The 23676-nt window shown below is 49.1% G+C and carries 19 protein-coding genes; 11 read left to right on the forward strand and 8 right to left on the reverse strand.

The window, feature by feature from the left end; genetic code table 11:
* Nucleotides 1–4: 4 nt before the first annotated feature.
* The 3 genes from cobD to trxA all read right to left on the reverse strand — a co-directional run bounded on the left by cobD (nucleotide 5) and on the right by trxA (nucleotide 2324).
* On the reverse strand, nucleotides 5–1147 hold the full coding sequence (cobD, locus tag AC1S5B_RS27800; protein ID WP_482038896.1) for a threonine-phosphate decarboxylase CobD: 1143 nt from the start codon (nucleotides 1145–1147) through the stop codon (nucleotides 5–7).
* Between the two features lie 22 nt (nucleotides 1148–1169).
* Nucleotides 1170–1514, reverse strand: a complete 345-nt coding sequence (locus AC1S5B_RS27805) for an HU family DNA-binding protein (RefSeq protein ID WP_482038897.1) — start codon at nucleotides 1512–1514, stop codon at nucleotides 1170–1172.
* Nucleotides 1515–2006: 492 nt separating this feature from the next.
* Nucleotides 2007–2324: a thioredoxin gene (trxA, locus tag AC1S5B_RS27810; protein WP_482038898.1), complete on the reverse strand. Its 318-nt coding sequence runs from the start codon at nucleotides 2322–2324 to the stop codon at nucleotides 2007–2009.
* A 201-nt stretch (nucleotides 2325–2525) separates the two neighbouring features.
* Here trxA and fabG point away from each other — a divergent pair, with 201 nt between their 5' ends.
* From fabG to AC1S5B_RS27840, 6 genes are all read left to right on the forward strand, one after another.
* Nucleotides 2526–3290 carry a 3-oxoacyl-[acyl-carrier-protein] reductase gene (gene fabG / locus AC1S5B_RS27815; protein ID WP_482038899.1) on the forward strand — a complete coding sequence of 255 codons (765 nt, stop codon included), beginning with the start codon at nucleotides 2526–2528 and terminating at the stop codon, nucleotides 3288–3290.
* A 22-nt stretch (nucleotides 3291–3312) separates the two neighbouring features.
* A complete protein-coding gene (locus AC1S5B_RS27820; protein ID WP_482038900.1) occupies nucleotides 3313–4071 on the forward strand; it encodes an ABC transporter permease in 759 nt (252 codons plus the stop codon).
* A gap of 171 nt (nucleotides 4072–4242) precedes the next feature.
* Nucleotides 4243–7485, forward strand: a complete 3243-nt coding sequence (carB, locus tag AC1S5B_RS27825; RefSeq protein ID WP_482038901.1) for a carbamoyl-phosphate synthase large subunit — start codon at nucleotides 4243–4245, stop codon at nucleotides 7483–7485.
* Between the two features lie 173 nt (nucleotides 7486–7658).
* On the forward strand, nucleotides 7659–7820 hold the full coding sequence (locus AC1S5B_RS27830; protein ID WP_482038902.1) for a hypothetical protein: 162 nt from the start codon (nucleotides 7659–7661) through the stop codon (nucleotides 7818–7820).
* Nucleotides 7821–8099: 279 nt separating this feature from the next.
* Complete coding sequence (locus tag AC1S5B_RS27835; RefSeq protein WP_482038903.1) at nucleotides 8100–8237, forward strand: hypothetical protein; 138 nt, start codon at nucleotides 8100–8102, stop codon at nucleotides 8235–8237.
* Between the two features lie 135 nt (nucleotides 8238–8372).
* Complete coding sequence (locus AC1S5B_RS27840; protein WP_482038904.1) at nucleotides 8373–9329, forward strand: RNA polymerase sigma factor, RpoD/SigA family; 957 nt, start codon at nucleotides 8373–8375, stop codon at nucleotides 9327–9329.
* Between the two features lie 78 nt (nucleotides 9330–9407).
* Here the strand turns inward: AC1S5B_RS27840 and AC1S5B_RS27845 are convergent, their stop codons facing one another.
* Complete coding sequence (locus AC1S5B_RS27845) at nucleotides 9408–10538, reverse strand: aldo/keto reductase (RefSeq protein WP_482038905.1); 1131 nt, start codon at nucleotides 10536–10538, stop codon at nucleotides 9408–9410.
* Between the two features lie 116 nt (nucleotides 10539–10654).
* Between AC1S5B_RS27845 and rseP the strand changes: the two genes are divergently transcribed.
* The 3 genes from rseP to rpsN are packed head-to-tail and all read left to right on the forward strand — an operon-like array spanning nucleotide 10655 to nucleotide 13086.
* Nucleotides 10655–11977 carry an RIP metalloprotease RseP gene (rseP, locus tag AC1S5B_RS27850; RefSeq protein ID WP_482038906.1) on the forward strand — a complete coding sequence of 441 codons (1323 nt, stop codon included), beginning with the start codon at nucleotides 10655–10657 and terminating at the stop codon, nucleotides 11975–11977.
* A complete protein-coding gene (nth, locus tag AC1S5B_RS27855) occupies nucleotides 11974–12747 on the forward strand; it encodes an endonuclease III (RefSeq protein ID WP_482038907.1) in 774 nt (257 codons plus the stop codon). Before rseP ends, nth begins: the two co-directional genes overlap by 4 nt.
* Nucleotides 12748–12783: 36 nt before the next feature.
* Nucleotides 12784–13086: a 30S ribosomal protein S14 gene (gene rpsN, locus AC1S5B_RS27860; RefSeq protein WP_482038908.1), complete on the forward strand. Its 303-nt coding sequence runs from the start codon at nucleotides 12784–12786 to the stop codon at nucleotides 13084–13086.
* A 708-nt stretch (nucleotides 13087–13794) separates the two neighbouring features.
* Here rpsN and dusB read toward each other — a convergent pair.
* Entirely contained in the window at nucleotides 13795–14874 is a 1080-nt protein-coding gene (gene dusB / locus AC1S5B_RS27865) for a tRNA dihydrouridine synthase DusB (protein ID WP_482038909.1), read from the reverse strand.
* A 127-nt stretch (nucleotides 14875–15001) separates the two neighbouring features.
* Nucleotides 15002–16639: a caspase family protein gene (locus AC1S5B_RS27870; RefSeq protein ID WP_482038910.1), complete on the reverse strand. Its 1638-nt coding sequence runs from the start codon at nucleotides 16637–16639 to the stop codon at nucleotides 15002–15004.
* Nucleotides 16640–17184: 545 nt separating this feature from the next.
* Here AC1S5B_RS27870 and AC1S5B_RS27875 point away from each other — a divergent pair.
* A complete protein-coding gene (locus AC1S5B_RS27875) occupies nucleotides 17185–18048 on the forward strand; it encodes a hypothetical protein (protein WP_482038911.1) in 864 nt (287 codons plus the stop codon).
* A gap of 35 nt (nucleotides 18049–18083) precedes the next feature.
* Here AC1S5B_RS27875 and AC1S5B_RS27880 read toward each other — a convergent pair whose 3' ends face one another.
* Together AC1S5B_RS27880 and AC1S5B_RS27885 are read right to left on the reverse strand one after the other, a co-directional pair.
* Nucleotides 18084–19688 carry a peptide ligase PGM1-related protein gene (locus AC1S5B_RS27880; protein ID WP_482038912.1) on the reverse strand — a complete coding sequence of 535 codons (1605 nt, stop codon included), beginning with the start codon at nucleotides 19686–19688 and terminating at the stop codon, nucleotides 18084–18086.
* A gap of 336 nt (nucleotides 19689–20024) precedes the next feature.
* Entirely contained in the window at nucleotides 20025–20690 is a 666-nt protein-coding gene (locus tag AC1S5B_RS27885; RefSeq protein WP_482038913.1) for a L,D-transpeptidase, read from the reverse strand.
* A gap of 229 nt (nucleotides 20691–20919) precedes the next feature.
* Between AC1S5B_RS27885 and AC1S5B_RS27890 the strand changes: the two genes are divergently transcribed.
* A complete protein-coding gene (locus AC1S5B_RS27890) occupies nucleotides 20920–23676 on the forward strand; it encodes an AAA family ATPase (protein ID WP_482038914.1) in 2757 nt (918 codons plus the stop codon).

Below are 23676 nucleotides of genomic sequence, written 5' to 3' on the forward strand. Positions count from 1 at the left end.
GGTTTCAGGTTTCGGGTTTCAGGTTTCGGGTTTCAGGAACCTTCCCTATTCCCTCGCTTAACGCTTCAACTAGGCGCTGATTTTCTTCTGTGGTGCGGATGGCGACTCGAAAGAAGCGATCGCCCAGTTCAGGAAAACTCATGCAGTCGCGAATTAAAATCTGATGGTGTTTTAGTAGGTGGGCTTGCAGGTCAGGCACACTGCGATCGCTCTCAACCAAGAAGAAATTTGCGGCACTGGGCAGGGGTTGTATGCCGGGAATATGGGCAAGTTGCTGCTCAAATTCTGAGCGTGTAGTGGCTAACCAATCCCAGGTTTGTTGCTGAAAGGCGGTGTCTTGCAAAATCACACTGCCCACGGCGGCGGCCAGCGAGTTCACCGACCATGGATCGCGCCACTGCTGCCAGCGCTGGATTCGATCAGGATGGGCGATCGCATAGCCTAATCGCAAACCGGGCAAGCTATAGAACTTGGTCAGCGATCGCAGCACTACCAAATTAGGATGCTGCTGCACCCAGTCAATCACGCTTTGATCGTCACCGGGCGGCAAAAAATCCATAAAGGCTTCATCCACCACCACCAGTTCAAACTGATCCAGATAGGGCGCGATCTGATCCCGTGTAAACAACTGACCAGTGGGATTATGGGGATTATTCAACAGCAAACCAGAACGAGTGTCGAGGGTCGAATGTTGAATGTCGAATGCTACCCGAAAATCGTTGCTCGGAACTCGGAACTCGGAACTCGGAACTCTCCATTCCTTCAGAGGCTGCGCTTGAATGGTTGCCCCAAATGCTGTGAGTGCCCGCCGATAGTCGCTAAATGCAGGGGTAAAAAGATAGGTTGAGCCTAGGTCTGCGAGTTCTCGACATGCCCAAGTCAGCAGTTCTGCGGAGCCGTTACCGGGTAAAATCCACTCTGGTGAAATGTGGTGAAAGTCACTGATAGCGTGGCAAAGCTGGGAATAGGTCGGGTCGGGATAGGCATTTAGATCTCCCAAAGCGCTTTGGATAGCAGCGATCGCCGACGCTGGAGGACCCAGAGGATTAATGCTAGCCGAAAAATCAAGAATCGCAGCGGGAGAACAGTGGGCAAGCGATGCAGCCCAAACCAAGTTTCCCCCGTGCGACGGACGATAAGCAGGCATGGATGCCCCACCCAAATTTCTACTATTTTTTTCCAACCGGAGCGACTTTTTCCTTAAACAGCTTTCCAGCCGAAAAAGCAGGAACTTTTGTCGCCGGGATATCCATCTTAGCGCCAGTTTTGGGGTTGCGCCCCTCCCGTGCTTTTCGTTCCCGTGGCTCAAATGAACCAAACCCAACCAAAGTCACTTTGTCACCGCTGCCAACGGCTTCAACAATGGCATCCAATACCGCCGATAGAACGGCATCCGCTTGTTTTTTAGTCACGCTGGCTTTATCAGCCACTGCATCCACTAATTCACCTTTGTTCATGGAATTTCCTTCTACTACAGGACAAATTGGAAACAGGATCTCATTACAAAATCCCATTGGTGGAAAAAGTTTCACTAAAACGCTGAAACTCTTACTGACTAAAGTTTTCAATGCTCTATTCTAGGGTCTGCTTCTCAAATCCGCATCCCCAAAACCTTTAAGTTATTTGGCTTTTGGGCATTTCCCCTAGGATTCTGTGTTTTAGGCGTATAAGCCACTCCTATCAAAAAGCCTTCCTACAACGGCTCAAACTAACTTTTAAGCAATTTCATTTCAAGTAAACGCGATCGCTCTGGGTAACCAAATGCGATCGCAAATCTCTTTGTCCTAAAACCGATCTCGACGCTCGAAAAGCTTAGTAGGTATAGGATTTGCTGATGAAATATGATCTGTATTTTTGGTTAAACGCTGCTTTAAAAATGACAAAAATTAGGATTTTCAAGCAGATCAGCCCCGACCGCGATCGCGTTGGATCACGGCTCCATCCATAAGCCACGTTTACCAAAAGCGTTGTCTTAAAACTTTACGTGCCTGACGACTGAAACTCACTTAAATTACCTGTTGCAACCGTTGAACCAGTTGATCGGCTTGCAAAACTCCTTCAATTCGATCCACGGGTTGCCCTTGTTTAAATAAAACCAAGGTGGGCAACGCGTGAATTTGGTGTTGAGATGCAATGTGAGGATACTTATCCGTGTCAACTTTGACAATTTTCATTTGCTCTTTCATTTGAGCATTCACCTGTTCCAAAATCTTCGCCATGATCTGGCAAGGACCACACCAAGTTGCGTAGAAATCAACCAAGACGGGTAGCTCTGATCCCGCAATCATTTCATCAAAGCTCGTAAATTCTTTTTTCGTAGTCATGGCTCTTACTCTCTAGTGATCTAGTTCTTAAAAGCAACAATAAACGCTAGGGACTTAACTTCCCTATTTCACTCTCTAATTTTTATCTTTAATCCCTGTGCTCTAATTCTCCGCTTTCTATTCCCTTTCCCCTTTTCCTCTATGATCATTGGGCGATTAGTTTAGCCTCAATTTAACTAGGGGGCGTTGGGAGAAATAATCATGGAAGCACTGCCAGAAGGATTACAGCGGTTAAAGGGAAAAGTGGCGATCGTCACAGGAGCCTCACGCGGAATTGGGAGAGCGACGGCGATCGCATTGGCAAGCGAGGGGGCAAGTGTGGTGGTTAACTATGCTAATTCTAAAGAATCTGCTGAACAGGTTGTGGCTGACATTGAAGCGTTGGGCAGTGGAGCGATCGCCCTGCCTGCCGATGTGTCGAAAGCTGATCAAGTAGATGGCTTAATCAATGCAGTGATGGAAAAATTTGGGCGAGTGGATGTGCTAGTTAACAACGCTGGCATTACCCGCGATACGTTGCTCCTGCGGATGAAACTAGAAGACTGGCAAGCGGTGATTGACCTTAACCTGACGGGCGTGTTTCTGTGTACCCGTGCGGTCAGTAAAATCATGCTGAAGCAAAAATCAGGACGCATGATTAACATCACCTCCGTTGCGGGGCAAATGGGCAATCCGGGGCAGGCGAACTACAGCGCTGCCAAGGCAGGCGTAATCGGCTTCACAAAAACAGTGGCAAAAGAATTGGCGAGTCGGGGGATTACCGTGAACGCAGTCGCTCCAGGGTTCATCACCACCGATATGACTGCCGACGTAAAATCGGACGAAATTTTGAAATTTATCCCGCTGAATCGCTACGGACAAGCCGAAGAGGTGGCGGGAATGATTCGCTTTTTAGCCGCTGATCCCGCCGCTGCTTATATTACCGGACAAGTGATGAATGTGGATGGCGGTATGGTAATGGCTTAAAAAGTAATCTCAAGCAGAGCAAATGGATTCATTGTTGCAGTTGGCGTTGGCGTTGGGATTGATGACGATCGCGATCGCTCTTTCCGCATGGCAAAAGCTGGGTTTAGAGTGGAATCTAGCATTGGCAACCGGGCGCAGCGTATTGCAGTTGGTGGTGTTGGGGTATGTGATCGCCCTTGCCTTTGAAGTGAATAATCCCTGGTTTGGACTCTGTGTTGTTGGTGTCATGCTTGTGGTCACTGCGATCGTCACCCGCAACCGGATTAGCCAAAAGATTCCTAAGTTGGTGCCGATTGTCGCAGCATCCTTGTTAATTGGTGTCGCTTTGACCTTGATTTATACCAGTCTGTTAGTCATCCAACCCCGCAGTTGGTTTGACCCAAGATACTTGATTCCGCTGACGGGCATCATTTTAGGAAATGCCATGAATGGAGCCGCGATCGCTGGAGAACGCCTAGTCAATGCCCTGGACGCAAATCCCCTGGAAATTGAAACGCATCTGAGTTTGGGGGCGACACCAGAGCAGGCGATCGCGGCTTACCGTCGCGATGCCATCCGTGCAGGATTACTCCCCACCCTTAACACCGCCACTATCATCGGGCTTTCCACCGTCCCCACCTTTATGGCGGCTCAACTCCTTGGTGGCGTTCCGCCCCTAACCGCCACGGCTTACCAAATTGTGGTGCTGTTCATGATCATTCTTGCCACGCTCATCATCATTTTGCTCATCACTCGGGGTATCTGCCGCCAGTATTTCACCAAAGATGCTCAGTTAGTATGAGTTTGACAGCCTAAACGAATTAAAAAATGGCACAACCACAGAGCAAACAGACCTGATTGAGCCAGCAATTTAGAGCAAATTTGTCAAAAAACTGTGGGATTAGTTAAATCACTACCGATATAGTGTGAGCTTTCCTTTACAATATTTGGGAATTTCTTGGACTGTTTGACTATGCCCCGCCGTAATGATCTCCACAAAATTCTGCTGATTGGCTCTGGTCCGATTGTAATTGGGCAAGCCTGCGAGTTTGACTACTCCGGCACCCAAGCGTGTAAGGCGCTGCGAGATGAGGGCTATGAAGTGGTTTTGGTCAACTCCAACCCAGCCACCATCATGACTGACCCAGATACCGCAGACAGCACCTATATTGAGCCATTAACCCCAGAAATTGTTGAAAAGATTATTGAAAAAGAGCGCCCCGACGCACTGCTGCCAACGATGGGCGGACAGACGGCGCTCAACCTAGCGGTGGCTCTGGCGAAAAGCGGCGCGTTAGACAGGTACAACGTGGAACTGATTGGGGCGAAACTACCCGCGATCGAAATGGCAGAAGACCGCAAGCTATTTAAAGAAGCAATGGCGCGGATCGATGTTCCTGTATGTCCATCGGGTTTAGCAACGACGTTGGAAGAGTCGCGGGAAGTGGGTCGCCAAATTGGCAGCTATCCGCTGATTATTCGTCCGGCTTTTACTATGGGCGGTACGGGGGGCGGCATTGCCTACAACCAGGAAGAATTTGAGGAGATTGCTACATCGGGGATTGATGCCAGTCCCGTATCCCAAATTTTGATTGAGAAATCCTTACTCGGCTGGAAAGAATACGAGCTAGAGGTGATGCGGGATTTGGCAGATAACGTGGTGATTATCTGCTCGATCGAGAACTTAGATCCCATGGGCGTTCACACGGGCGACTCGATTACGGTTGCCCCTGCCCAAACCCTGACAGATAAGGAATATCAACGGCTGCGGGATGCGTCGATCAAAATCATTCGTGAGATTGGCGTGGAGACAGGCGGTTCTAATATTCAGTTTGCGGTTAATCCCGATACAGGCGATTTTATTGTGATTGAGATGAACCCGCGCGTGTCTCGCAGTTCGGCGCTGGCATCGAAGGCAACGGGCTTCCCGATCGCCAAAATTGCGGCAAAACTGGCGGTGGGCTACTCGCTGGATGAAATTCCCAACGATATCACGAAGAAAACGCCTGCGAGCTTTGAACCCGCGATCGATTATGTCGTCACTAAAATTCCTCGGTTTGCCTTTGAGAAATTTCCCGATGCCACGTCTACTTTAACCACCCAAATGAAATCCGTGGGGGAAGCGATGGCGATCGGGCGCACGTTTCAAGAGTCGTTTCAAAAAGCATTGCGATCAATGGAGACGGGTCGAGCGGGGTGGGGCTGCGACAAACCGGAAAAACTACCTAGCCTGGAACATATTCGAGCCGGGTTACGAACCCCTCAGCCAGACCGGATTTTCACCGTGCGCCACGCCTTTTTGATGGGCATGACGGCAGAAGAAATCTATGAACTCAGCGCGATCGATCCCTGGTTTTTGGATAAGTTGCAGGCGTTATTAGAGACCGAGAAACTTCTTAAGCGGACTGCGCTTAAAAGCTTGACCAAAGAGCAAATGCTGGATGTGAAGCGGCAGGGTTTTAGCGATCGCCAGATTGCCTTTGCTACCAAAACCACTGAAGACGAAGTGCGCGCCTACCGCAAGAGCTTGAGCGTAATTCCCGTTTACAAAACCGTGGATACCTGCGCCGCTGAGTTTGAAGCGCTGACTCCGTACTACTACTCTACCTACGAGGAAGAAAACGAAGTTCTGCCTTCTACAAGGCGCAAAGTGATTATTCTAGGCGGCGGTCCTAACCGGATTGGTCAAGGCATTGAGTTTGACTATTGCTGCTGTCATGCCTCTTTTTCCTTACAAGAAGATGGATTTGAAACCATTATGGTCAACTCCAATCCTGAAACGGTTTCCACCGATTACGACACCAGCGATCGCCTGTACTTTGAGCCACTCACGAAAGAAGATGTGCTGAACATCATCGAAGCCGAAAATCCTGAAGGCATTATTATTCAGTTTGGTGGACAAACGCCCCTGAAATTGGCGCTGCCCTTGCAAAAATATCTAGAAGGGATTACAGGTGATTCCCCTAAAACTTCGATTTGGGGGACTTCACCGGACTCGATCGACGTGGCAGAAGACCGGGAGCGCTTTGAAAAAATCCTGCGCCAGCTAGACATTCGCCAGCCGAATAATGGTCTTGCCCGCAGCACAGACGAAGCACTGGCGGTGGCTCACCGGATCGGCTATCCCGTGGTGGTGCGCCCTAGCTATGTGTTAGGCGGTCGGGCGATGGAAATCGTCTATTCCGATGATGAACTGAAGCACTACATGACCTACGCGGTTCAGGTGGAGCCGGATCATCCGATTTTGATCGACCAATACTTAGAAAACGCGATCGAGGTGGATGTAGACGCGATCGCCGATGCCAGTGGAAACGTGGTGATTGGCGGCATCATGGAACACATTGAGCAAGCCGGGATTCACTCTGGCGACTCTGCCTGTTCTTTACCCTCCGTGTCCCTTAGCCCTACGGTGCTAGATCAAATCCGCACTTGGACAATCGGATTGGCAAAAGCGCTGAAGGTGATCGGGCTAATGAACATTCAATTTGCTTGTCAGGGCGAAACCGTGTTTATCCTAGAGGCAAATCCCCGCGCTTCAAGAACCGTGCCCTTTGTCTCGAAAGCGACTGGGATTCCGCTGGCAAAGATGGCAGCCCGCGTCATGTCTGGCAAAACGTTGGCTGAGCTAAACTATACGCAAGAAGTTATTCCTAGCCACATTTCAGTCAAGGAAGCCGTGTTGCCCTTTGAAAAATTCTCTGGCACTGACCCTGTGTTAGGACCAGAGATGCGCTCAACCGGTGAAGTGATGGGGATTGACGCAGATTTTGGCACCGCCTATGCCAAGGCAGAACTGGCGGCGGGTCAGCGCCTACCCCTGAAAGGCACGGTGTTTGTTTCCATGAGCGATCGCGATAAAAATGCCGTGGTGCCAGTGGTGAAGGACCTAATCGGTTTAGGATTTCATATCATCGCCACTGAAGGTACGCGGCGCGTCCTTATCGATCATGAATTAGACGTTGATCTGGTGTTTAAGCTGCACGAAGGACGACCTAACATTGTGGATTGGATCAAAAATGGGAAAATTCAACTCATTATGAATATTCCTACGGGAGAGGAAGCCAGAGCCGATGGTCGGACGATTCGTCGGACTGCGCTCACCTATAAAATTCCGATTGTCACAACGATGGCAGGCGCTAAAGCCACGACTGCCGCGATTCAATCCCTGCAATCTCAGCCCCTTTCCGTCAAAGCGCTACAAGAATACCTTGGCTAAAAATTGACATTTACGCTGTGTTTGTCTCCTATCTGGTTGAGATTTCCTAAATTAGTGGGAGACCTCAAGTAATTTTCGACAAGAAGCCCTTCAAACGAGTAAGCCAGCGCGTTGCTCTCAGCCGATTACTTAAACATCTCTCAGAATAATCAGATTTCTGAGAGATCAGGATTGTGAGAGACAAAGCTACCGTTGGGGTAGAGCAGTTTTATGCGAAAAACCAAAGCTGCAAACTCACTCCCCATCCTGCCATTACCGTTATTTTGCTTGCTATGGGCTACCGAACCTACTTTTACTGCATTGCTTTTTACTACACTGCTAAAGTTAAGCATTAATAAAGATTAAATTTTCCTGAGAGCGAGTCAGCCTTTGTATTCGGATGATTGGCGATCGCCCTCTGCCACCCAACGCACGCCCACTCAAAGTATGCATATTTTGTTTTCCAGGATGCATTTATCAGAGAAGATTGCGGGTAATCTTTCTACAGGACAGTTAAGCTCAATGCTCCTAAAGCTTTTTATCAAAATCGCAAATAATCTCTCATTTGATAGAGGAATGTGACTCAGGAAAGATACAATAGTTAATATACCCAATTAAAAAACTGCTCAAAACTTATGGAAACTTCATTTATCCTATTTTTCAACTCTGCTTTGGGATTGACCGCAATTGCTTTAGTAGGACTAGCCTTGAACGCTTTGGCAGATCAACAGCCAGCCGCGATTCCAATTCCTATCCGTTCCAACGAAAAATAGATCCCTTGGGAAGTGATTCGCCTTATCAAGCCCTCATCTGTTGAGTTGGTTGCCATTTTGCGCCTGTTCGTTTACCTAGGGCTTGCTGCTCCTCGATCCATTTTCTATTTACTCTTCTCATCTTCAGGTAGCGTTATGAAAACCGCTCAGACATCATCGGATCTAGTCCGCACTTACTTACGAGAAATTGGTCGTGTTCCTCTGCTGACTCATGAGCAGGAAGTCGTATTAGGCAAGCAAGTGCAGCGTTTAGTAGCATTGCACATCATCAAAGAAGCTTTGGCTGCTCGTCTAGAATATGAGCCTACTTTGGTGGAGTGGGCGCAGGAAGCAGACCTACTTGAAGCAGACCTTAAACAGGCGATCGCCGAGGGCGAAGCTGCAAAACGCAAAATGGTAGAAGCCAATCTTCGACTCGTGGTGTCAGTTGCCAAAAAATACACAAAACGTAACGTGGATTTGTTGGATTTGATCCAGGAAGGCACGATTGGAATGCAGCGCGGCGTTGAAAAGTTTGATCCAACTAAAGGCTATCGGTTTTCGACCTACGCTTATTGGTGGATCAGGCAAGCAATTACCCGTGCGATCGCTGAAAAAGGGCGCACCATTCGCTTACCGATTCACATCACCGAAAAACTCAACAAGATCAAAAAAGCTCAGCGCCAGCTATCTCAACAGCTAGGCAGGGCGGCGACCGCCACTGAACTCGCTGCTGAATTAGAACTGACTCCCAAGCAGGTTCGAGATTATTTGGAGCAAGCTCGTGTTCCTTTGTCCCTCGACCTACGTGTAGGGGATAACCAGGATACTGAACTGGGCGAACTGTTAGAAGACACGGGTGCATCTCCTGAAGAGTTCACGCTTCAATCTTCTCTGCGGATGGATTTGGAGCGCTTAATGTCGGATCTAACTCCCCAGCAGCGTCAAGTGTTGACTATGCGGTTTGGGCTAGAAGATGGTCAGGCATTGACTCTGGCAAAAATTGGTGACTATCTCAACATTAGCCGTGAGCGAGTTCGTCAGATTGAGCGAGAAGCTTTGAGCAAGCTTCGTAAGCGCAAAGCCACCATTGGAGAATATTTGGCAAGCTAAGACTCAAATCCTGTTTTTTAAGTAAGCTTTAGTCTAAAAAAGGGATGCAATCAGGCATCCCTTTTTTATTGCTAATTTTTATTCCCAAAGTCTGCGTCGTGCAGCACCCTTTAACTTTTCGTGAGTATCTTGCAATAAGGCAGGAATATTCAGAGCTTCTGGGCATCGGGGCAGGCAGTCGCCGCAGTCTGTACAGCGATTTCCTTTGTTCCCAGGAAACCAATGTCCAGCGTTTTCAAACATGCGATAGCGATATTCTCCGTACTGAGTCATATCGTAAGCAGTGGCTAAATTTCGTAACCGCAGCACCTCAGGAATATGAATGCCTTCAGGACAGGGCAAGCAAGCATAACATTGGCTACAGCGATCGCTGCCCAGTGCCAGTTCTTGCTGCACTTGCAATCGCTCCAGCGTTTCTAACTCCGCCACGGATAATTCCCCATCTTGATCAGCCAGTGCTAGAGGCAACTCCAGTTCTGTCGGATTCGCCGCTCCCACGCTGAGGGTGGTAATCCGTGAGTCGCTAAGCAAAAAGCGATAGTTCAATGCCAAGGGAGAAATAGGGTGACATAGGGCTTCTAGAGTTGGAGATGGCGTGTAGAGTAAACCGCCTTTATCGGCAGGAGAAATAATAAACACGCCCATATCTTTTTGGTGGGCGAGGTCAAGCGCAGCATCGTTTCGCTGAAAAAATAGGGTGTAGTGCAGGTTAATGAACTCAAACTGGTCAGTCGCGATCGCCTGCAAAATCAACTCCAAAAAACCATGAGTCGAAAATCCGACATGTTTCACTCGTCCATCATTTATCGCTTTTCCCACAGCTTTCATACCGCCATCGGGTGCAGTCACCCACGCCAAATGTTCCTCCGTGTTTAAGCCGTGAATTGCCAGAGCATCTAGATAATCCACACCCAAACGCTCTAGGGATTGGTCAATGGTGCGCTCCATAGCATCCGCATCTAACGTGGGCGGAATCTTGCTGGTTAGGTAAAGCTGAGCGCGAGGCAATGTTAAGCTCGATCGCAACGCTTCCCCCAAATAGCGTTCACTGTCTCCGTAGCCCGTGGCGGTTTCCAGATGATTGATGCCTAGCGCGATTGCCCGCTGCACCGTTTCGATCGCCACCGATTCCGATGACAAGCAGCGCATCGTTCCCAACGAAAAAACGGATAGCGGCAAGTTGGTCTTGCCAAATCGTCGATAGCGCATGGTTCTGGACTTTTGGTTGAAAGAACTCCGAACGGTCTAGAGGGTGGATTTAAGGCATGAACCTTGAAACACCCTTTAGAATAGATAAATCGCAAATTAACGTGTTGTAAACTTCTATGTCAATTTCGGGGATTTTGTATGCTTTGCCAGCGATCGCAGTTCTGGCGCTTCTCATCATCGTCCATGAACTGGGGCATTTCATGGCAGCCCGTCTCCAAGGAATTTACGCAAACAAGTTTTCCATTGGGTTTGGTCCCGTTTTGTGGAAGTATCAAGGTCCTGAAACCGAATATGCCCTGCGTGCATTTCCCTTAGGTGGTTTTGTTGGCTTTCCGGAAGAAGACCCAGAAGAGAATACGATTGATCCCAAAGATCCAAATCTGCTGAAAAACCGTCCTATTTTGGATCGAGCGATCGTCATGAGCGCTGGCGTGATTGCCAACCTCATATTTGCCTATTTGGTTTTGGTGTTGCAAATGGCAACCGTGGGCGCGCCCCAAGCCGAGAAGCCAGGAGTTTTGGTGTCGCGCATTGTGTCCGAAGTGACTGCGGCAAGTCCTCAGGTCGCTGACTTAGGCATCAAAGTCGGGGATACGGTCTTTTTTGATCAAAAATTTGATTACACCTATAATTCGCAAGCGAACACGGCCCAGTTGGTGGTCAAGCCTTCTGAGCAAGCCGTACAGTTGCCTGTGCAGCATAAAAGTGAGGGTGGCAAACCAGAACTTGCCAAAATATCGTTGCCTGCAAACGCTGTCCTTGACATTAAGTTGAAGCCTAATGCTGCTATGCGCTACGGACTTAAGCCAGGAGATGTGATTGTGTCCGCCGATGGGCGCACCTTTGGTCAAGCGATAGACGAACAAGGGGCGCTGCGAAAAATTATTGAAGTCAATCCGGGCAAGCCCGTTGATTTATCCGTGCAGCGAGGCGACCAACTATTGACGTTGGCGGTCACTCCAGACACGATCGCGACGGGTGAAGGGCGCATTGGGGCAGGATTGGATGCAAATGGCGCTCTAGCCCGAAAGCGGGTGGGTGGATTAGCCGCCTTTAGTGCAGCCGCCAATGAGTTCCAAAAAATTGTTTACGACACGATAGAAGGCTTCGGCATGTTGGTCAGCCGCTTTAACACCGTGGCAAATCAGGTCGCAGGCCCCGTGGCGATCGTGGCGGCAGGCTCTCGGATTACTCAATCTGACGCAGCCAATCTGTTTTACTTTGCCGCCTTAATCAGCGTCAACCTGGCAATCATCAACATTTTGCCGCTACCCGCTTTGGATGGTGGACATTTGGCGTTTCTCTTGCTAGAAGGGTTGCGTGGCAAGCCCGTCCCTAGCAAAATTCAAGATGGTGTAATGCAAACCGGATTGATGCTGCTGTTAGGCTTGGGCATCTTTTTGATCATCCGCGATACGGCAAACCTAATTCCACAGTGAATACTCAGGCGAACACGAAGACTCGAAAACCTTCAACCAAGCAACGGGCGCTGGAAGTCTTGCGACGGATTAAGGAACTTTATCCCGATGCCACCTGCTCGTTAGATTATGAAACGCCCGTGCAGTTGTTGATCGCCACGATTCTGTCCGCCCAATGCACCGATGAACGGGTGAATAAGGTTACGCCAGAATTGTTTCGCCGCTTTCCCGATGCCGCTGCGATCGCGGCTGCGGAGTTGGATGACATCATCGTCTTGGTTAAGTCCACGGGATTTTTTCGCAACAAGGCGAAGAATATCCAAGGGGCTTGCCGCTTGATCATGACGGAGTTTGGGGGGGAAGTGCCCCAGACCATGGAAGAATTGCTGACCCTGCCAGGAGTTGCCCGAAAAACTGCCAATGTGGTGCTGGCAAATGCGTTTGGTATCAATATGGGCGTAACGGTGGATACCCATGTGAAACGCTTGAGCTATCGTTTGGGTTTAACGAAACATCTTGATCCGGTTCACGTCGAGCAAGATCTGATCAAATTGTTGCCGCGCCCCGATTGGGAAAATTGGTCGATTCGGCTGATCTATCATGGTCGAGCCGTGTGTAACGCCCGTAAACCCGCCTGCGATCGCTGTCTGCTTGCCGATCTGTGTCCGTCTGCTTTCAATGCCACTGCCCATAGTCCTGCAAAAAAACTGAGCAAAACAACTGTCAAAGCCACCGCATCCAAAAAACTTCTCAAATCAGTAGCGCTGGAGAAGGATATTCAGGTACCATGAAAGACTGTGTTATTCGGAAAAGTGTTGGGATGATCCATGGCTAAGAAAAGCATGATTGAGCGCGAGAAAAAGCGCACGAAACTAATCGCAAAATACGCGGCAAAGCGGGCAGATTTGAAAGAGCAATTTGCAGCGGCACCCAATCAGCAAGCGAAGTTGATTATCCACCGTCAAATCCAGCAGCTTCCCCGCAATAGCGCCCCTACCCGCCACCGCAATCGCTGCTGGGCAACGGGTCGCCCTAGAGGGTATTACAGCGACTTTGGGCTGTCTCGCCATGTGTTCCGAGAAATGGCACACCAAGGCTTGCTTCCTGGCGTAGTTAAATCTAGCTGGTAGTTTAGACTTTTCAACTAATTTGCAATGATGGCGTTAGAGGTGTGTTTATCTCTAGCGCTTTTTGCTAGATAACTGTAGAAAACTTATCCTTAACAGCCGTGCAATAGGTAGGAGCTTTAGGGCGATCGCTCCTCATAAGTAAGGTATTCAGAAATTTGGCGATAAGGCTAGATTGGGGAGGTTAGAATCTTAAATGTATGTCCACTGTGTAAGTTGAGATATGAGTGATACGCATTTCATCCCTGTCCACTCTGTTCAACCCCAGTGCCCCATTGGGCAAGGTATCCACGTACTGCATGTAGTGCTTGCTACGACAAAGCTTGTGATGATAGGGGGCGAAAGTTGAATTTTTACAATGTTTCAATGGGTGGAGGTTTTGAAGCGACTGTAGCGGATACCAAAGAAGAGTATTTAAGTCACATTTGCTACATCGAAGGAGTGGAGTGTTGGGCGGATGAAGCGCGATTTGGCGGTATCATAATCCAACCCCATGATGAGCAGCCATTTGAACCATAGGACTTGTAAAACGTCTTTTATGCAGCCACGTCATAAAAGTTCAAATCGCCTGTTCAAGTATTAATTCCATTCTTGGCGTGTGTAGTTGATTGCCAATTCTGCATTTCCGCATGGATGAAGTGCTGGATCAATGCCTCGTAAAACTGGGCGATCGCGTCTATCTTTTGAATTGCTCGTATGAAACCACCCTGCCTACCCGGCTTCGCTGAAGGCAGGGACTGCCGCTAATTGGTTTAAGAGGGATTGAACATCGGGTTCAGCAGTAGTCATTAAGCACGCGATCGCCCGATCGATCAAATCTAACCCTTGCTGCACATTTTCAATCAGGCTAAGCTGTCCACGCAGATCGGCAGCACCTACAAAACTTTTGGCATACCAAGTCATGTGTTTTCGAGCTTCACGCACCCCGCGATCGCCCTTATAGTCATACAGCATTTGCAGGTGCAATCTCGCGCATTGCAAACGGGCGATCGCGGTTGGGGTTGGTTTCAGTTCCCCCGTTTTAAGGAAATGATCGACTTCGCCAACCAAAAAAGGATAGCCCATCGTGCCACGAGAACACATCACGCCATCCGCTCCAGTTTCTTCTAAACACCTCACCGCCGATTCCACCGAAAAAATATCGCCATTCGCGATCACCGGAATCGAAAGAATATCCTTCACTTTTTTAATCCATTCCCACTTAGCATTGCCGTTGTAGCCTTGGGCGCGGGTACGTCCATGCACGGTAATCATTTTCGCCCCAGCCGCTTCCATCCGGCTAGCAAAATCGAGGATGTTGATTTCTTGATCAGTCCAACCAATGCGGGTTTTAACGGTAACAGGCACCTCAACTGCATTCACCACCGATCGCACAATGGCTTCTGCGAGTTCTGGTTGTCGTAGCAAGGAGGAGCCGCCCCCATTTTTGGTAATCTTGTTCACGGGGCAGCCCATGTTGATATCCACTGTGTCCGCACCTTCTTGGACTGCCCTTTGTGCGGCTTCTGCCAAAAAATCAGGACGACAGTCAAATAGCTGAATGCTGATGGGGCGTTCGTTTGGGTCAACTTCCATAATTTTGGGTAGCTCTTTCACATAGTGCAGCCCAGTCGCATTCACCATTTCGGTATACATCATCGAAGTGGGCGCATATTGCCGTACTAGTCGCCGAAACACCATATCTGATATGCCGGATAAGGGCGATTGCAATACACGGCTATGGAGTTCAAAGTGACCAATTTTTAGCGGTGTAGCAAGGCGTTTTTGCAAATCAGACGGCAGCGTAACCATGATGACTTTAACCAACGAAGACCAAATACTATTCTAAGTCTTCTGTTAGACGGGGCAGTCATCAAAGAAGTGCTTGTGGAAAATGCGGAGTGCAGCTATTTTCCACAGTGGTATAAGCTCAGCAAAATCATAGGCGTGGCATGAACTTTTCACAATTGGCTTTTATCGGCTGTTGAAACGATTGACCGTTTTGCTGACGTAAAAAGCCGCACCACTGCGCGATCGCGGCATCTGCTTGGGGACGTAGTTTTTTGTCTTCTAAAGACACCAGATCTGCTGCCAGTATTGCCGTATCAAACTGCTGTCGCAATGCCCGCTCTTGAGCAATGACGTAAATTGTTTGGTTCCAATTAGCAATATCTTGCTGGGCTGCTTGATACACCAAGTCATCTACCTGAATTTGTCTGGCTTGCTGAATTGCATTCCGGTAAGGGGTTGCCTGATCGCTTCGCACCAGTAAACGCGCAGATTGCAGAATGGCTTGTCCGCGAAAGTCATTTTGCTGAGGTACAGAAGAATTGAAGTTTGCCACTCGTTGCTCTGGTAGCTGCTCTGCTGGCTGTTCTACTGGCGATGGTTGAGAGGGAGGCGCGGCTAGCACAACAGACCAGTTACGCCATAAAACTGCACTCAATAGAATCACCGAAATTAAGCCGCCCCACAGCAAAAAAGGTCGCCACAAGGTCGCTTCTTCAATCGGCTCAGGCTCAATGACATCCAGGGTGGCAGGGGGAACACTAGCTGGAGTAGCGATTGAAGGAGCCGCCTGACGATAGGAATTTTCTAACGATTCAACTTGGGTCGAATGATGGGGGAGGGGAGGGAGGTGATTGGGCGATCGCAACGGGCTACTAACAAGCTCATTTTGATGGGTGGAGTAGGTTTGAGGCAGAGTATTTATAGTGGGTAGTGTGAATGCTGTAGTTGAGTTCAGCGTGTTCACGGCAGAGTAAATTTCAGGTGAGTGAATTTCAGTCATGCTTGGAGGAGTATGTCCATTGGTTGAGGCACCATTCCATGCAGACGCGGCGACGGATAACAGCGGTTGGTGAACGAACTGAGGCGGGCAAATGGTGACGGGATGTTGGTTAGGTTGCCAATAGTGTTCGCTGAGTTCGGGTAGGCGATCGCTAAGATAGTGACTCAGGGTTGCTAACGTTGCCCCTTGTTGGTAGCGCAACCCTTCTAACAGCGATGCGGTAAACAATCCATGTCCTAGGCTAGAAATTTCGCGAGAGAATTGCCCCGGTTGGCAAGAGAGAATCGTGGGGATGCCGATTTGATGAGCGATTTGGGCAGTTTGAATGCCAACGGTTTCATGAGCAATCGTTGCTTGGCTGCGGTTGATGTCGAGCAACAAAAGCGGCTGTCCAGTGGGTAAGGCAGCTTTTAGCCGCTTCAGCAAAGGCGCGATCGCCATGCAGGTTGTCTCGATCTCGGCAGGGCTTCCATCGATCGGCACAAAGTAGTCCTGCCCATGATGACAAACCCCATAGCCATTTAAAAAAATCCAAACCTGATCATCCGATTGAAAATAGTTTTGGGCAAGAAACTCAATCCAATTACATAGATTTTCTTGATTGGGATAGGTTGAGCGTCCTGCTATAAAAGGAGATAGTTCCGTGAACAAAAGACATTGATTTAGGGGAAAACCTGCTTCAGATACCAGAAAATGATGCAGTGCTTGAACATCTTGCTGAGCGCAGTTCAGAGGTTGAAAAGATTGATAGTTATCAATTCCAATTAAGATTGCCCAGTGTTTCATCACAGATGCCCCATGTCTTCTATTACTAACGTGCCCAAACTGAGTTTTTACACGACAAAATCTTAAATTTCTTGATATAACTTACTGACGTAAAGTTAGGATGCAGACAAGTGACTCAGGCTCCTTTTGATTAGCGCTAAGGCGTATTTTTACGGAAGTATATCAGTCTGGAAGACTCCAGAACTGCCCACTCTGCGGGAAGCAAGCTACATCCCCCAGCTCCTTTCCCCAGATTTAGGGTGAAGGCGCAAAGGTGACATACACCTTATTTTATCCGTCTAAGGAAGGCCATATCATCTTTCTAAGTCTTTCCTAAGATAGTTTTGAACTAGGGTTAAAGAAGGGATTATTGAGTGAGTACCGAGCTAGTTTGTGAGCTTATTAGTAGTTTGCAGCTAACCGCTTCATCACTAGCATTATTTCACTATTTGGATAGCTGTATCACTACTATAAGGGCTAACTCCAATTGGTAAAGCTTTCCTTTTTCGGACTATCAAAGAACTATTGACTGACTCGTTACTTTTATTAAGACTAGGAATCCCGTTATGCTGCTATTAAATCGATCGCATTCCAACGCTCAAACTACGCATCAGCAATGGCAGCGCGCCGCTTGGATGAGTATCACCTGCACTTGCTTGACGGCAGGCTGGATGCTAGAAACTGCGATCGCGCCTGTGGTGGCTCAAACTGCTCCTCTGCGTGCCAATGTGGTGCTGGATGTGCAGGCTGGGGAAACCTATGATGCCTTTATGCAACGAGCAACCGCCGCCGCCAGAGCCGCAACGCAGAGCGCATTTAATGGTAATAGTTCAATTTCAGATCTTTCAGTCGTAGTCACTGGGCAAAATCAAGGATCTACGGTTCAAGTATTGACTCTACGCGCTAATCGCAACCAGTGGCGTAGTAATCCTAATGCGGGTCGTTGGGCAACCTACTATCCTACGGCTCAATCTTTACTAGGACTCACGCCCCCTCCCCCATCGGCTGCCACGACGGTTATTGCTCAACCTGGACAAGTTTTGCAGCCCGGACAAGTTTTGCAGCCTGGACAAGTTTTGCAACCTGGGCAAGTTTTGCAGCCTGGACAAGTTTTGCAGCCTGGGCAAGTTTTGCAGCCTGGACAAGTTTTGCAGCCTGGGCAGGTTCGCCCTATCCCTAATGGCTCTACTCCTACTGTTACTACTCCCGGTGCGATCGCGCCAAACGGATCTAGCGCTGGGACGACCCAACCCATCAATGGGACGAATAATATTCCTGCTGCCCCTACAAACTTTCCAACGACTGCAACTCCAACAACTGCAACCCCAACTTTAGAACAACAACTCTATCCAGATTTGTTTCCCTCTCAATCGATCCAATCTCCATCTACCATCCAATCTCCATCTCAGAACACGCCGCTCCTTCGATAAGCGGATACTCACTTTTCTGGCTTAACCCTTTGGGCTTAACACTGCTCTCGCCAATTCATGGGTAGGCGGAGGTGGTGATTGACCTGGTTTTTGGGCAGTAACCGTGTCTCCTCGTCCATTGCTTGGGTCAGTTTTTTGTAAACGTCCTCTGCTTGTTGCGGCGAATTGCCAATGCTGGTTAGCCCTAGCTTGCCAAACTCAGACAGGCAGCCCATGAGGTGAAATACGGTGCCTGTTTCGGTGCTGGTGTCGAAGTGAAGCTGATGGTGAGCAATGATATCCATCAGATCATTGGGTAGCACGCCACGATATTGGTCTTTTTGCAAGTTATCTGTAGCGATGTAGTACTTAGGTCGTCCTTGTTGGCTATAAAATAAGCCGCTGGATAGGTCATACCGTCCGTTGGTTAGAAACTTGAGCGTCATAAACGGGTGGGTGGTGCCGCCTTTTCGTAGATTGATTTCGATCGCTTGCACGTCCCATTCTGGTTTTTGGGGCTGATTGGGTTGATGTATCACGACAAAATCGACGGCAAAGCGCTCAATCGCGCCTTTTTGTGCCAGATTGCGCCCAATTCGCATTCCTAACTCTTGCAGCGTTAAGCGATAGGCTTCATCGGCTGGAAACCGACAGCCCAAATAAATTTGCCCACTGGGTCCACCTAAAATTTGATCGTGGGTAGACAGGATTTCAACCTCGCCTAGAGGAGTGATGTGCCCTTGCACACTGGGCGATCGCTTTTCTCCTTCCAAAAAGGCTTCGACAATTGCGCCCATTTCGGGAATACGCTGACTGAAGTTATCCCACGTTTCGCCTTTTCCTTCAAAACGTAGATGATCAAACTGCTCTGTTAAGGCATCGACTCGCGCTAAGTGACTGGTGCGATCGGGTGCAGCATTTTGAATCGGCTGAAGATCCAGCAGCGCATTCCCTTCACCCGAAAACCCTTCATTTAGCTTGACTACCATCCGTTTAAGGTTAGGTTGGCGCTCCCATAACTCGGCGGCAGCAGTTGCCAGTTCACTGACGCTCCACACCGAGTCGCTGCCATCAGGATGGGGAACGTTTGTTTCGGCAAAAATTTGGCGGCTACCCCCTTTAGTGCCCCACTTCAACAAGCCGGGATCAAGCGCATAGAGGGGGATTCCCAGTTGAACGGCTAAGTTTTGCTCTGTGATTGTGGAGTTGTAGCAAATCATGAAACAACGATTAGGGCGGGTCGCCTGCTGAATCCGGGCAATCAACCGGGGGCGATCGAGAATTTTTTGGCTTAAGGGGCTTAGTGAAGAATCGTAGGTGGAGAGTAGCAATAGGCGATCGCGGGCATGGGAAAAAGGGATGCCGGGAAGTAGTTGCAGGTAATAATCAATCACACTAGGGTGTAGCGGCTGTGAAGTGACATAGACCAATCGGGTACGAGGATTTTGCAGCCGAATTAGCGAAAACAGTAGCCGCTCTTCGTAGTGGTGAAACCCATCAATTTTTTGCAGTTCTCGTTGATCGAGGCTAAGAGATGGCACCACAACAATATCGGTATCCCCTAACTCAAGCGCTTCTACTGATCGCCACAAATCACGCAATCGCTGCTGCAAGTCGGAAAAAGTCTCTTGCATCCCGGATGGGAAAAACTCGGTCTGCATAATCAACCCCTTCAAACGACCTATAAAACCTGTCAAGCACCGAATTGGTTGGCAAAATTGAAATAACTTTTACGGGCTTAAATGTACGTTCAGCATTAGGAAATCAAGCTTTAATCTTTAATTATAAATTTAGGGCGTTGCTGAGTCGGGATACCCGTAAGTTTTCTAATTTGAGATGACATTATCTGCGGTGCCAACTAATTCGCCCTTATTCTAACCCTGCTTTGCACACCCTGCGGCTACTTCGATTGATCAAAGTTAGGCGGTTTCTAACCAGGTGAGTTGGGGCGATCGCACTAGAGTACAGACAGGGCAACCCATGTCACAGGCGGTGTTTTATTGCTCAACAACCACTGGCGTTCCTGTGACAATGTGACTATATAGCGCTTTCACATCTTCGTTTCGCATCCGCAGACAGCCATGGGAAACCGCTTCTCCAATCAGTTCTTCTTGATTGGTGCCGTGAAAACCGATTTCCCCTGCTTCATTCGACAAAAAGCCAATCCAGGCAGCCCCCAAAGGATTATCGTTTCCCGGTGGAACGGCAATCCCTGTGATGGGATGTACCCAGGTAGGATTTGGCTCCATTTCTGATACTCGAAAGGTGCCCGTTGGCGTTTCCCAGCCCGGTTTGGCAACCGCGATCGCGTAACTATCGAGCAGTTGGCTACCCTGATAAACCTGAACTCGCCGTTCACTTAAATTCACAACCACACGAGCATCTGTTTTTGCTACAGGGTCAGATTTTGCTTCTAGCGGTGTAATTGCAGAATTGGCAGCAGGTTGAGGATCGGGGTTTGTGGGCGGTTGCATGGATTGGTTTATGACCACAAGCGACTGTTGCGATCGCTCTTTATCTGGCAATGCCACCATTTGAGAAGTTACCCCATCAAAACGACCCGCCATGATTTGCCATTGAGTCAGCGCCAGCACTCCCGCCGTTCCTAAACACAGCATCATCATACTGCGAGCGATCGAATCGTCCTTCAATCTAACGGGCATACTTAAGGCGAGAAGCAAAGGGCAGGGTCAGCCAAACGGAATCAGGAGGCAGGGGCAAAAAGGAAGTATCTTTGTACTCAGAACTCAAAACTTCCCTATCCCTCTTAGATTAAGAGTATCCCATTGCTTTAGGAGACTCAATCACTCTTGGAAAAGATGGGTAAGAAGTTGAAAGTGACATGTTTTCCCTTCTCTTCTTCCTTCTCTCTTCTTTTTAGTTAGATGGTCTATGGAAATTCTTTCAGTTACGCTCAACAACTTTAAATCTCACAGCGATCGCCATTTTGCGTTTCAACCGGGAACCAACGCAATTTGCGGTGAAAATGGTGCAGGCAAAACCAGTATTTTAGAAGCGATCGCCTGGGTATTATTTGACTATTCCGGCGACTATAACAAAGACGACCTGATCCGCAACGGGGCGGCGAGTGCCCAAGTGCGAGTCACTTTTGTTTCCACGCGCGATGGGCGCACCTATGAAGTTCAGCGCTGCACGACTAAAAGCTACACTTTGTATGATCCTCAACTAAACGAGCGCCTGCCCTACAGCCGGATTAAGGAGGAAGTGTTGCCTTGGTTGCGGCAGCATTTGGGCGTTTCACCGGGCACGGATTTGAGCCAGCTTTTTTCCAGCACGATTGGCGTTCCCCAAGGCACCTTCACCGCAGATTTTTTGCTGACTAGGGAAAAGCGTAAACCAATTTTTGACAAAATCCTTAAGGTTGAGGAATACCAGCAGACGTATAAGCAACTGAACGACCTGGAAAAATATGCCAAAAACCAGGTGGAACTATTGGAGCGAGAAATCGCCCATTACGATGAAGAGTTGCAGCAGTTAGAGGAGTTGCAGCAGAAACGACTGGCGCAGAAAACCGCGATCGCCCAAGCCCAAGCAGAATTATCGCAATCAGAAACACGATTGGCGGACTTGAGGCAGGAGCAGGAAACTCTGGCATCCTTGGCAACGCGATCGCAGCAGTTGGACACTCAGCTAGCGCAATTAGCAGGGCAGCACCAAACTCAAACGGTGCAGTTGCAGCGATCTCAGAATGATCTTGCTCAAGCAGAGGGAGCCGTGGCGATCTGTACGGCACAGCGAGAGGCGTATCAGGCTTTTTTGGCAGCGGAGTCAGCCCAGCAAGATCTCGAACAACAACGCCAAGTCGAACAGAGACTCCAGAAAGAACGGCGACAGCAGGAAGCAACCCGCAGCGATCGCCAAACGGCTCTTGCCAAAGTCACCGTGCAGCTTGCCCGTCTGGCAAATGCTCAGCAAGAAATCCAACAGCTAGAACCGCTTGCCCACCGCCAAATTGAGCTAGAAAAAGCGCAGCAATTACTGACTCAGCATCTACAAAACTGCCTCAGCCAGCGGCAAACCCTCCAGCAACAAGAGAAACGACTGGTGCAAACGCAAACCCGCCAAACTCAGCTTGCCAAAGACATTGCCCGACTGCGAGAGTTACAGCTATCCGTGGATGAAATTCCGATGCTGGAGCAACAGCAACAGCGCCTACAACAACATCTGAGCCGAATTGTCGCCGCCAGCCAGTTTGAAGCCGATTTGCAGCGATTATTCACTCAATCTCAGGTAGCCAGCGATCGCTTTTCTACTCAGGCACAACAGGCGATCGCCACGCTCAAAGATCTTCAGCAAAAAGCTCCACCCTGGGCAGCTTCGCTGGAAGCAGTGTTAATCACGCTGCAAAGCGGCACCGATTGTCAGCAACAATTTATTACCGCGTTGCAAACTATTTTGAAGGATTTGTCAGAACAAACCGCTGTTACCAAACTAGAGCAGCAGTTACAGACGATTCAAACGACCCTACAAACCGCCCGTCAGCACCAGGCGCAGGTTGCCAGTTTACAGCGGCTTTTGGATAATCAGGCGGAACTCAGCCAAGAGCAAACAGATTTACAAGCCAGCCTAGTGGAGCTACAAAATCACTTAACCGCAGAACCCGAATTGCGCCAGCAGCAGGCAACTCTGGCAGCAGAATTAGAAACGCTGAATAATCCCAAAGGACGAATTCAACTGCGGCAAGAAGAATTGCAGCAAGCGGCAACGGTGCAAACGGAAGCCGTCCAACTTCAAGCCGTCCTCAGCACTTTGGAAGCCGCGATCTCCCACATCAACACTCAACTTACCGCCTTTGCCACCCTTTCAGAACAGGTAGAGGCTCAGCAGACTATTAAAGACACGTATCGCGCTGCTTACGAAACCTATATGGCACAGCGAGAACTGGCAAACACCCGCAAACAACGCCAGCAGCACGTTGAGGAAGCTACCGCTGCTTTACAACAATTGCAGCAGGCAACCCTCAAAGCCACGGAAGAACGCGATCGCCTCCAGCAAACCTTTGACCCAAACCACTTTCAAACCGTGCAGGCAAGCTATCAAGCCGCGAATGATCAAAAAGTTGCTCTTAGCGCTTTGCTGCCCGTGGAACTCAAACTATTGGCAGAACTGGATCAGCAGTTGAGCAAACTGGAAGCCGTGAGCCAAAAACGGGCGATCGCTCAGACTGCTTTAGACCAGAAAAAGGAAACCGAACGCTTCATCAAATTTGCCCGCAAAGCCTACAAAGAAGCGGGACCTCGCATCACCGAACGCTACATCCACAGCATTTCCCGTGAAGCCGACAAACTTTTGCGAGAACTGCTCAACCGTCCCAATGTCAGCCTGCAATGGACGCGGGATTACGAAATTGTGATTCAAGAAGGCGCGCATCCTCGCCGCTTTGTGAACTTGTCCGGGGGCGAACAAATGTGCGCTGCCCTCGCGGTTCGGCTGGCACTGCTGAAAATTCTGGCAGACATCGACATCGCCTTTTTCGATGAACCCACCACCAACATGGATCGAATGCGCCGGGATCAACTCGCCGAAGCGATCGCCAACATCAAAACCTTCCGCCAACTGTTCGTCATCAGCCACGACGACACCTTTGAAAAAGTCACTGAAAATGTCATTTTGGTCGAACGAGAGTGA

This window comes from Leptolyngbya sp. CALU 1928 (genome assembly GCF_056784215.1).

Bases quoted from the DNA above. Each gene is read 5' to 3' on its own strand.
- cobD (WP_482038896.1), bottom strand. From the start codon at position 1,147: ATGCCTGCTTATCGTCCGTCGCACGGGGGAAACTTGGTTTGGGCTGCA.
- AC1S5B_RS27805 (WP_482038897.1), bottom strand. From the start codon at position 1,514: ATGGGATTTTGTAATGAGATCCTGTTTCCAATTTGTCCTGTAGTAGAA.
- trxA (WP_482038898.1), bottom strand. From the start codon at position 2,324: ATGACTACGAAAAAAGAATTTACGAGCTTTGATGAAATGATTGCGGGA.
- fabG (WP_482038899.1), top strand. From the start codon at position 2,526: ATGGAAGCACTGCCAGAAGGATTACAGCGGTTAAAGGGAAAAGTGGCG.
- AC1S5B_RS27820 (WP_482038900.1), top strand. From the start codon at position 3,313: ATGGATTCATTGTTGCAGTTGGCGTTGGCGTTGGGATTGATGACGATC.
- carB (WP_482038901.1), top strand. From the start codon at position 4,243: ATGCCCCGCCGTAATGATCTCCACAAAATTCTGCTGATTGGCTCTGGT.
- AC1S5B_RS27835 (WP_482038903.1), top strand. From the start codon at position 8,100: ATGGAAACTTCATTTATCCTATTTTTCAACTCTGCTTTGGGATTGACC.
- AC1S5B_RS27840 (WP_482038904.1), top strand. From the start codon at position 8,373: ATGAAAACCGCTCAGACATCATCGGATCTAGTCCGCACTTACTTACGA.
- AC1S5B_RS27845 (WP_482038905.1), bottom strand. From the start codon at position 10,538: ATGCGCTATCGACGATTTGGCAAGACCAACTTGCCGCTATCCGTTTTT.
- rseP (WP_482038906.1), top strand. From the start codon at position 10,655: ATGTCAATTTCGGGGATTTTGTATGCTTTGCCAGCGATCGCAGTTCTG.
- rpsN (WP_482038908.1), top strand. From the start codon at position 12,784: ATGGCTAAGAAAAGCATGATTGAGCGCGAGAAAAAGCGCACGAAACTA.
- dusB (WP_482038909.1), bottom strand. From the start codon at position 14,874: ATGGTTACGCTGCCGTCTGATTTGCAAAAACGCCTTGCTACACCGCTA.
- AC1S5B_RS27870 (WP_482038910.1), bottom strand. From the start codon at position 16,639: ATGAAACACTGGGCAATCTTAATTGGAATTGATAACTATCAATCTTTT.
- AC1S5B_RS27875 (WP_482038911.1), top strand. From the start codon at position 17,185: ATGCTGCTATTAAATCGATCGCATTCCAACGCTCAAACTACGCATCAG.
- AC1S5B_RS27880 (WP_482038912.1), bottom strand. From the start codon at position 19,688: ATGCAGACCGAGTTTTTCCCATCCGGGATGCAAGAGACTTTTTCCGAC.
- AC1S5B_RS27885 (WP_482038913.1), bottom strand. From the start codon at position 20,690: ATGCCCGTTAGATTGAAGGACGATTCGATCGCTCGCAGTATGATGATG.
- AC1S5B_RS27890 (WP_482038914.1), top strand. From the start codon at position 20,920: ATGGAAATTCTTTCAGTTACGCTCAACAACTTTAAATCTCACAGCGAT.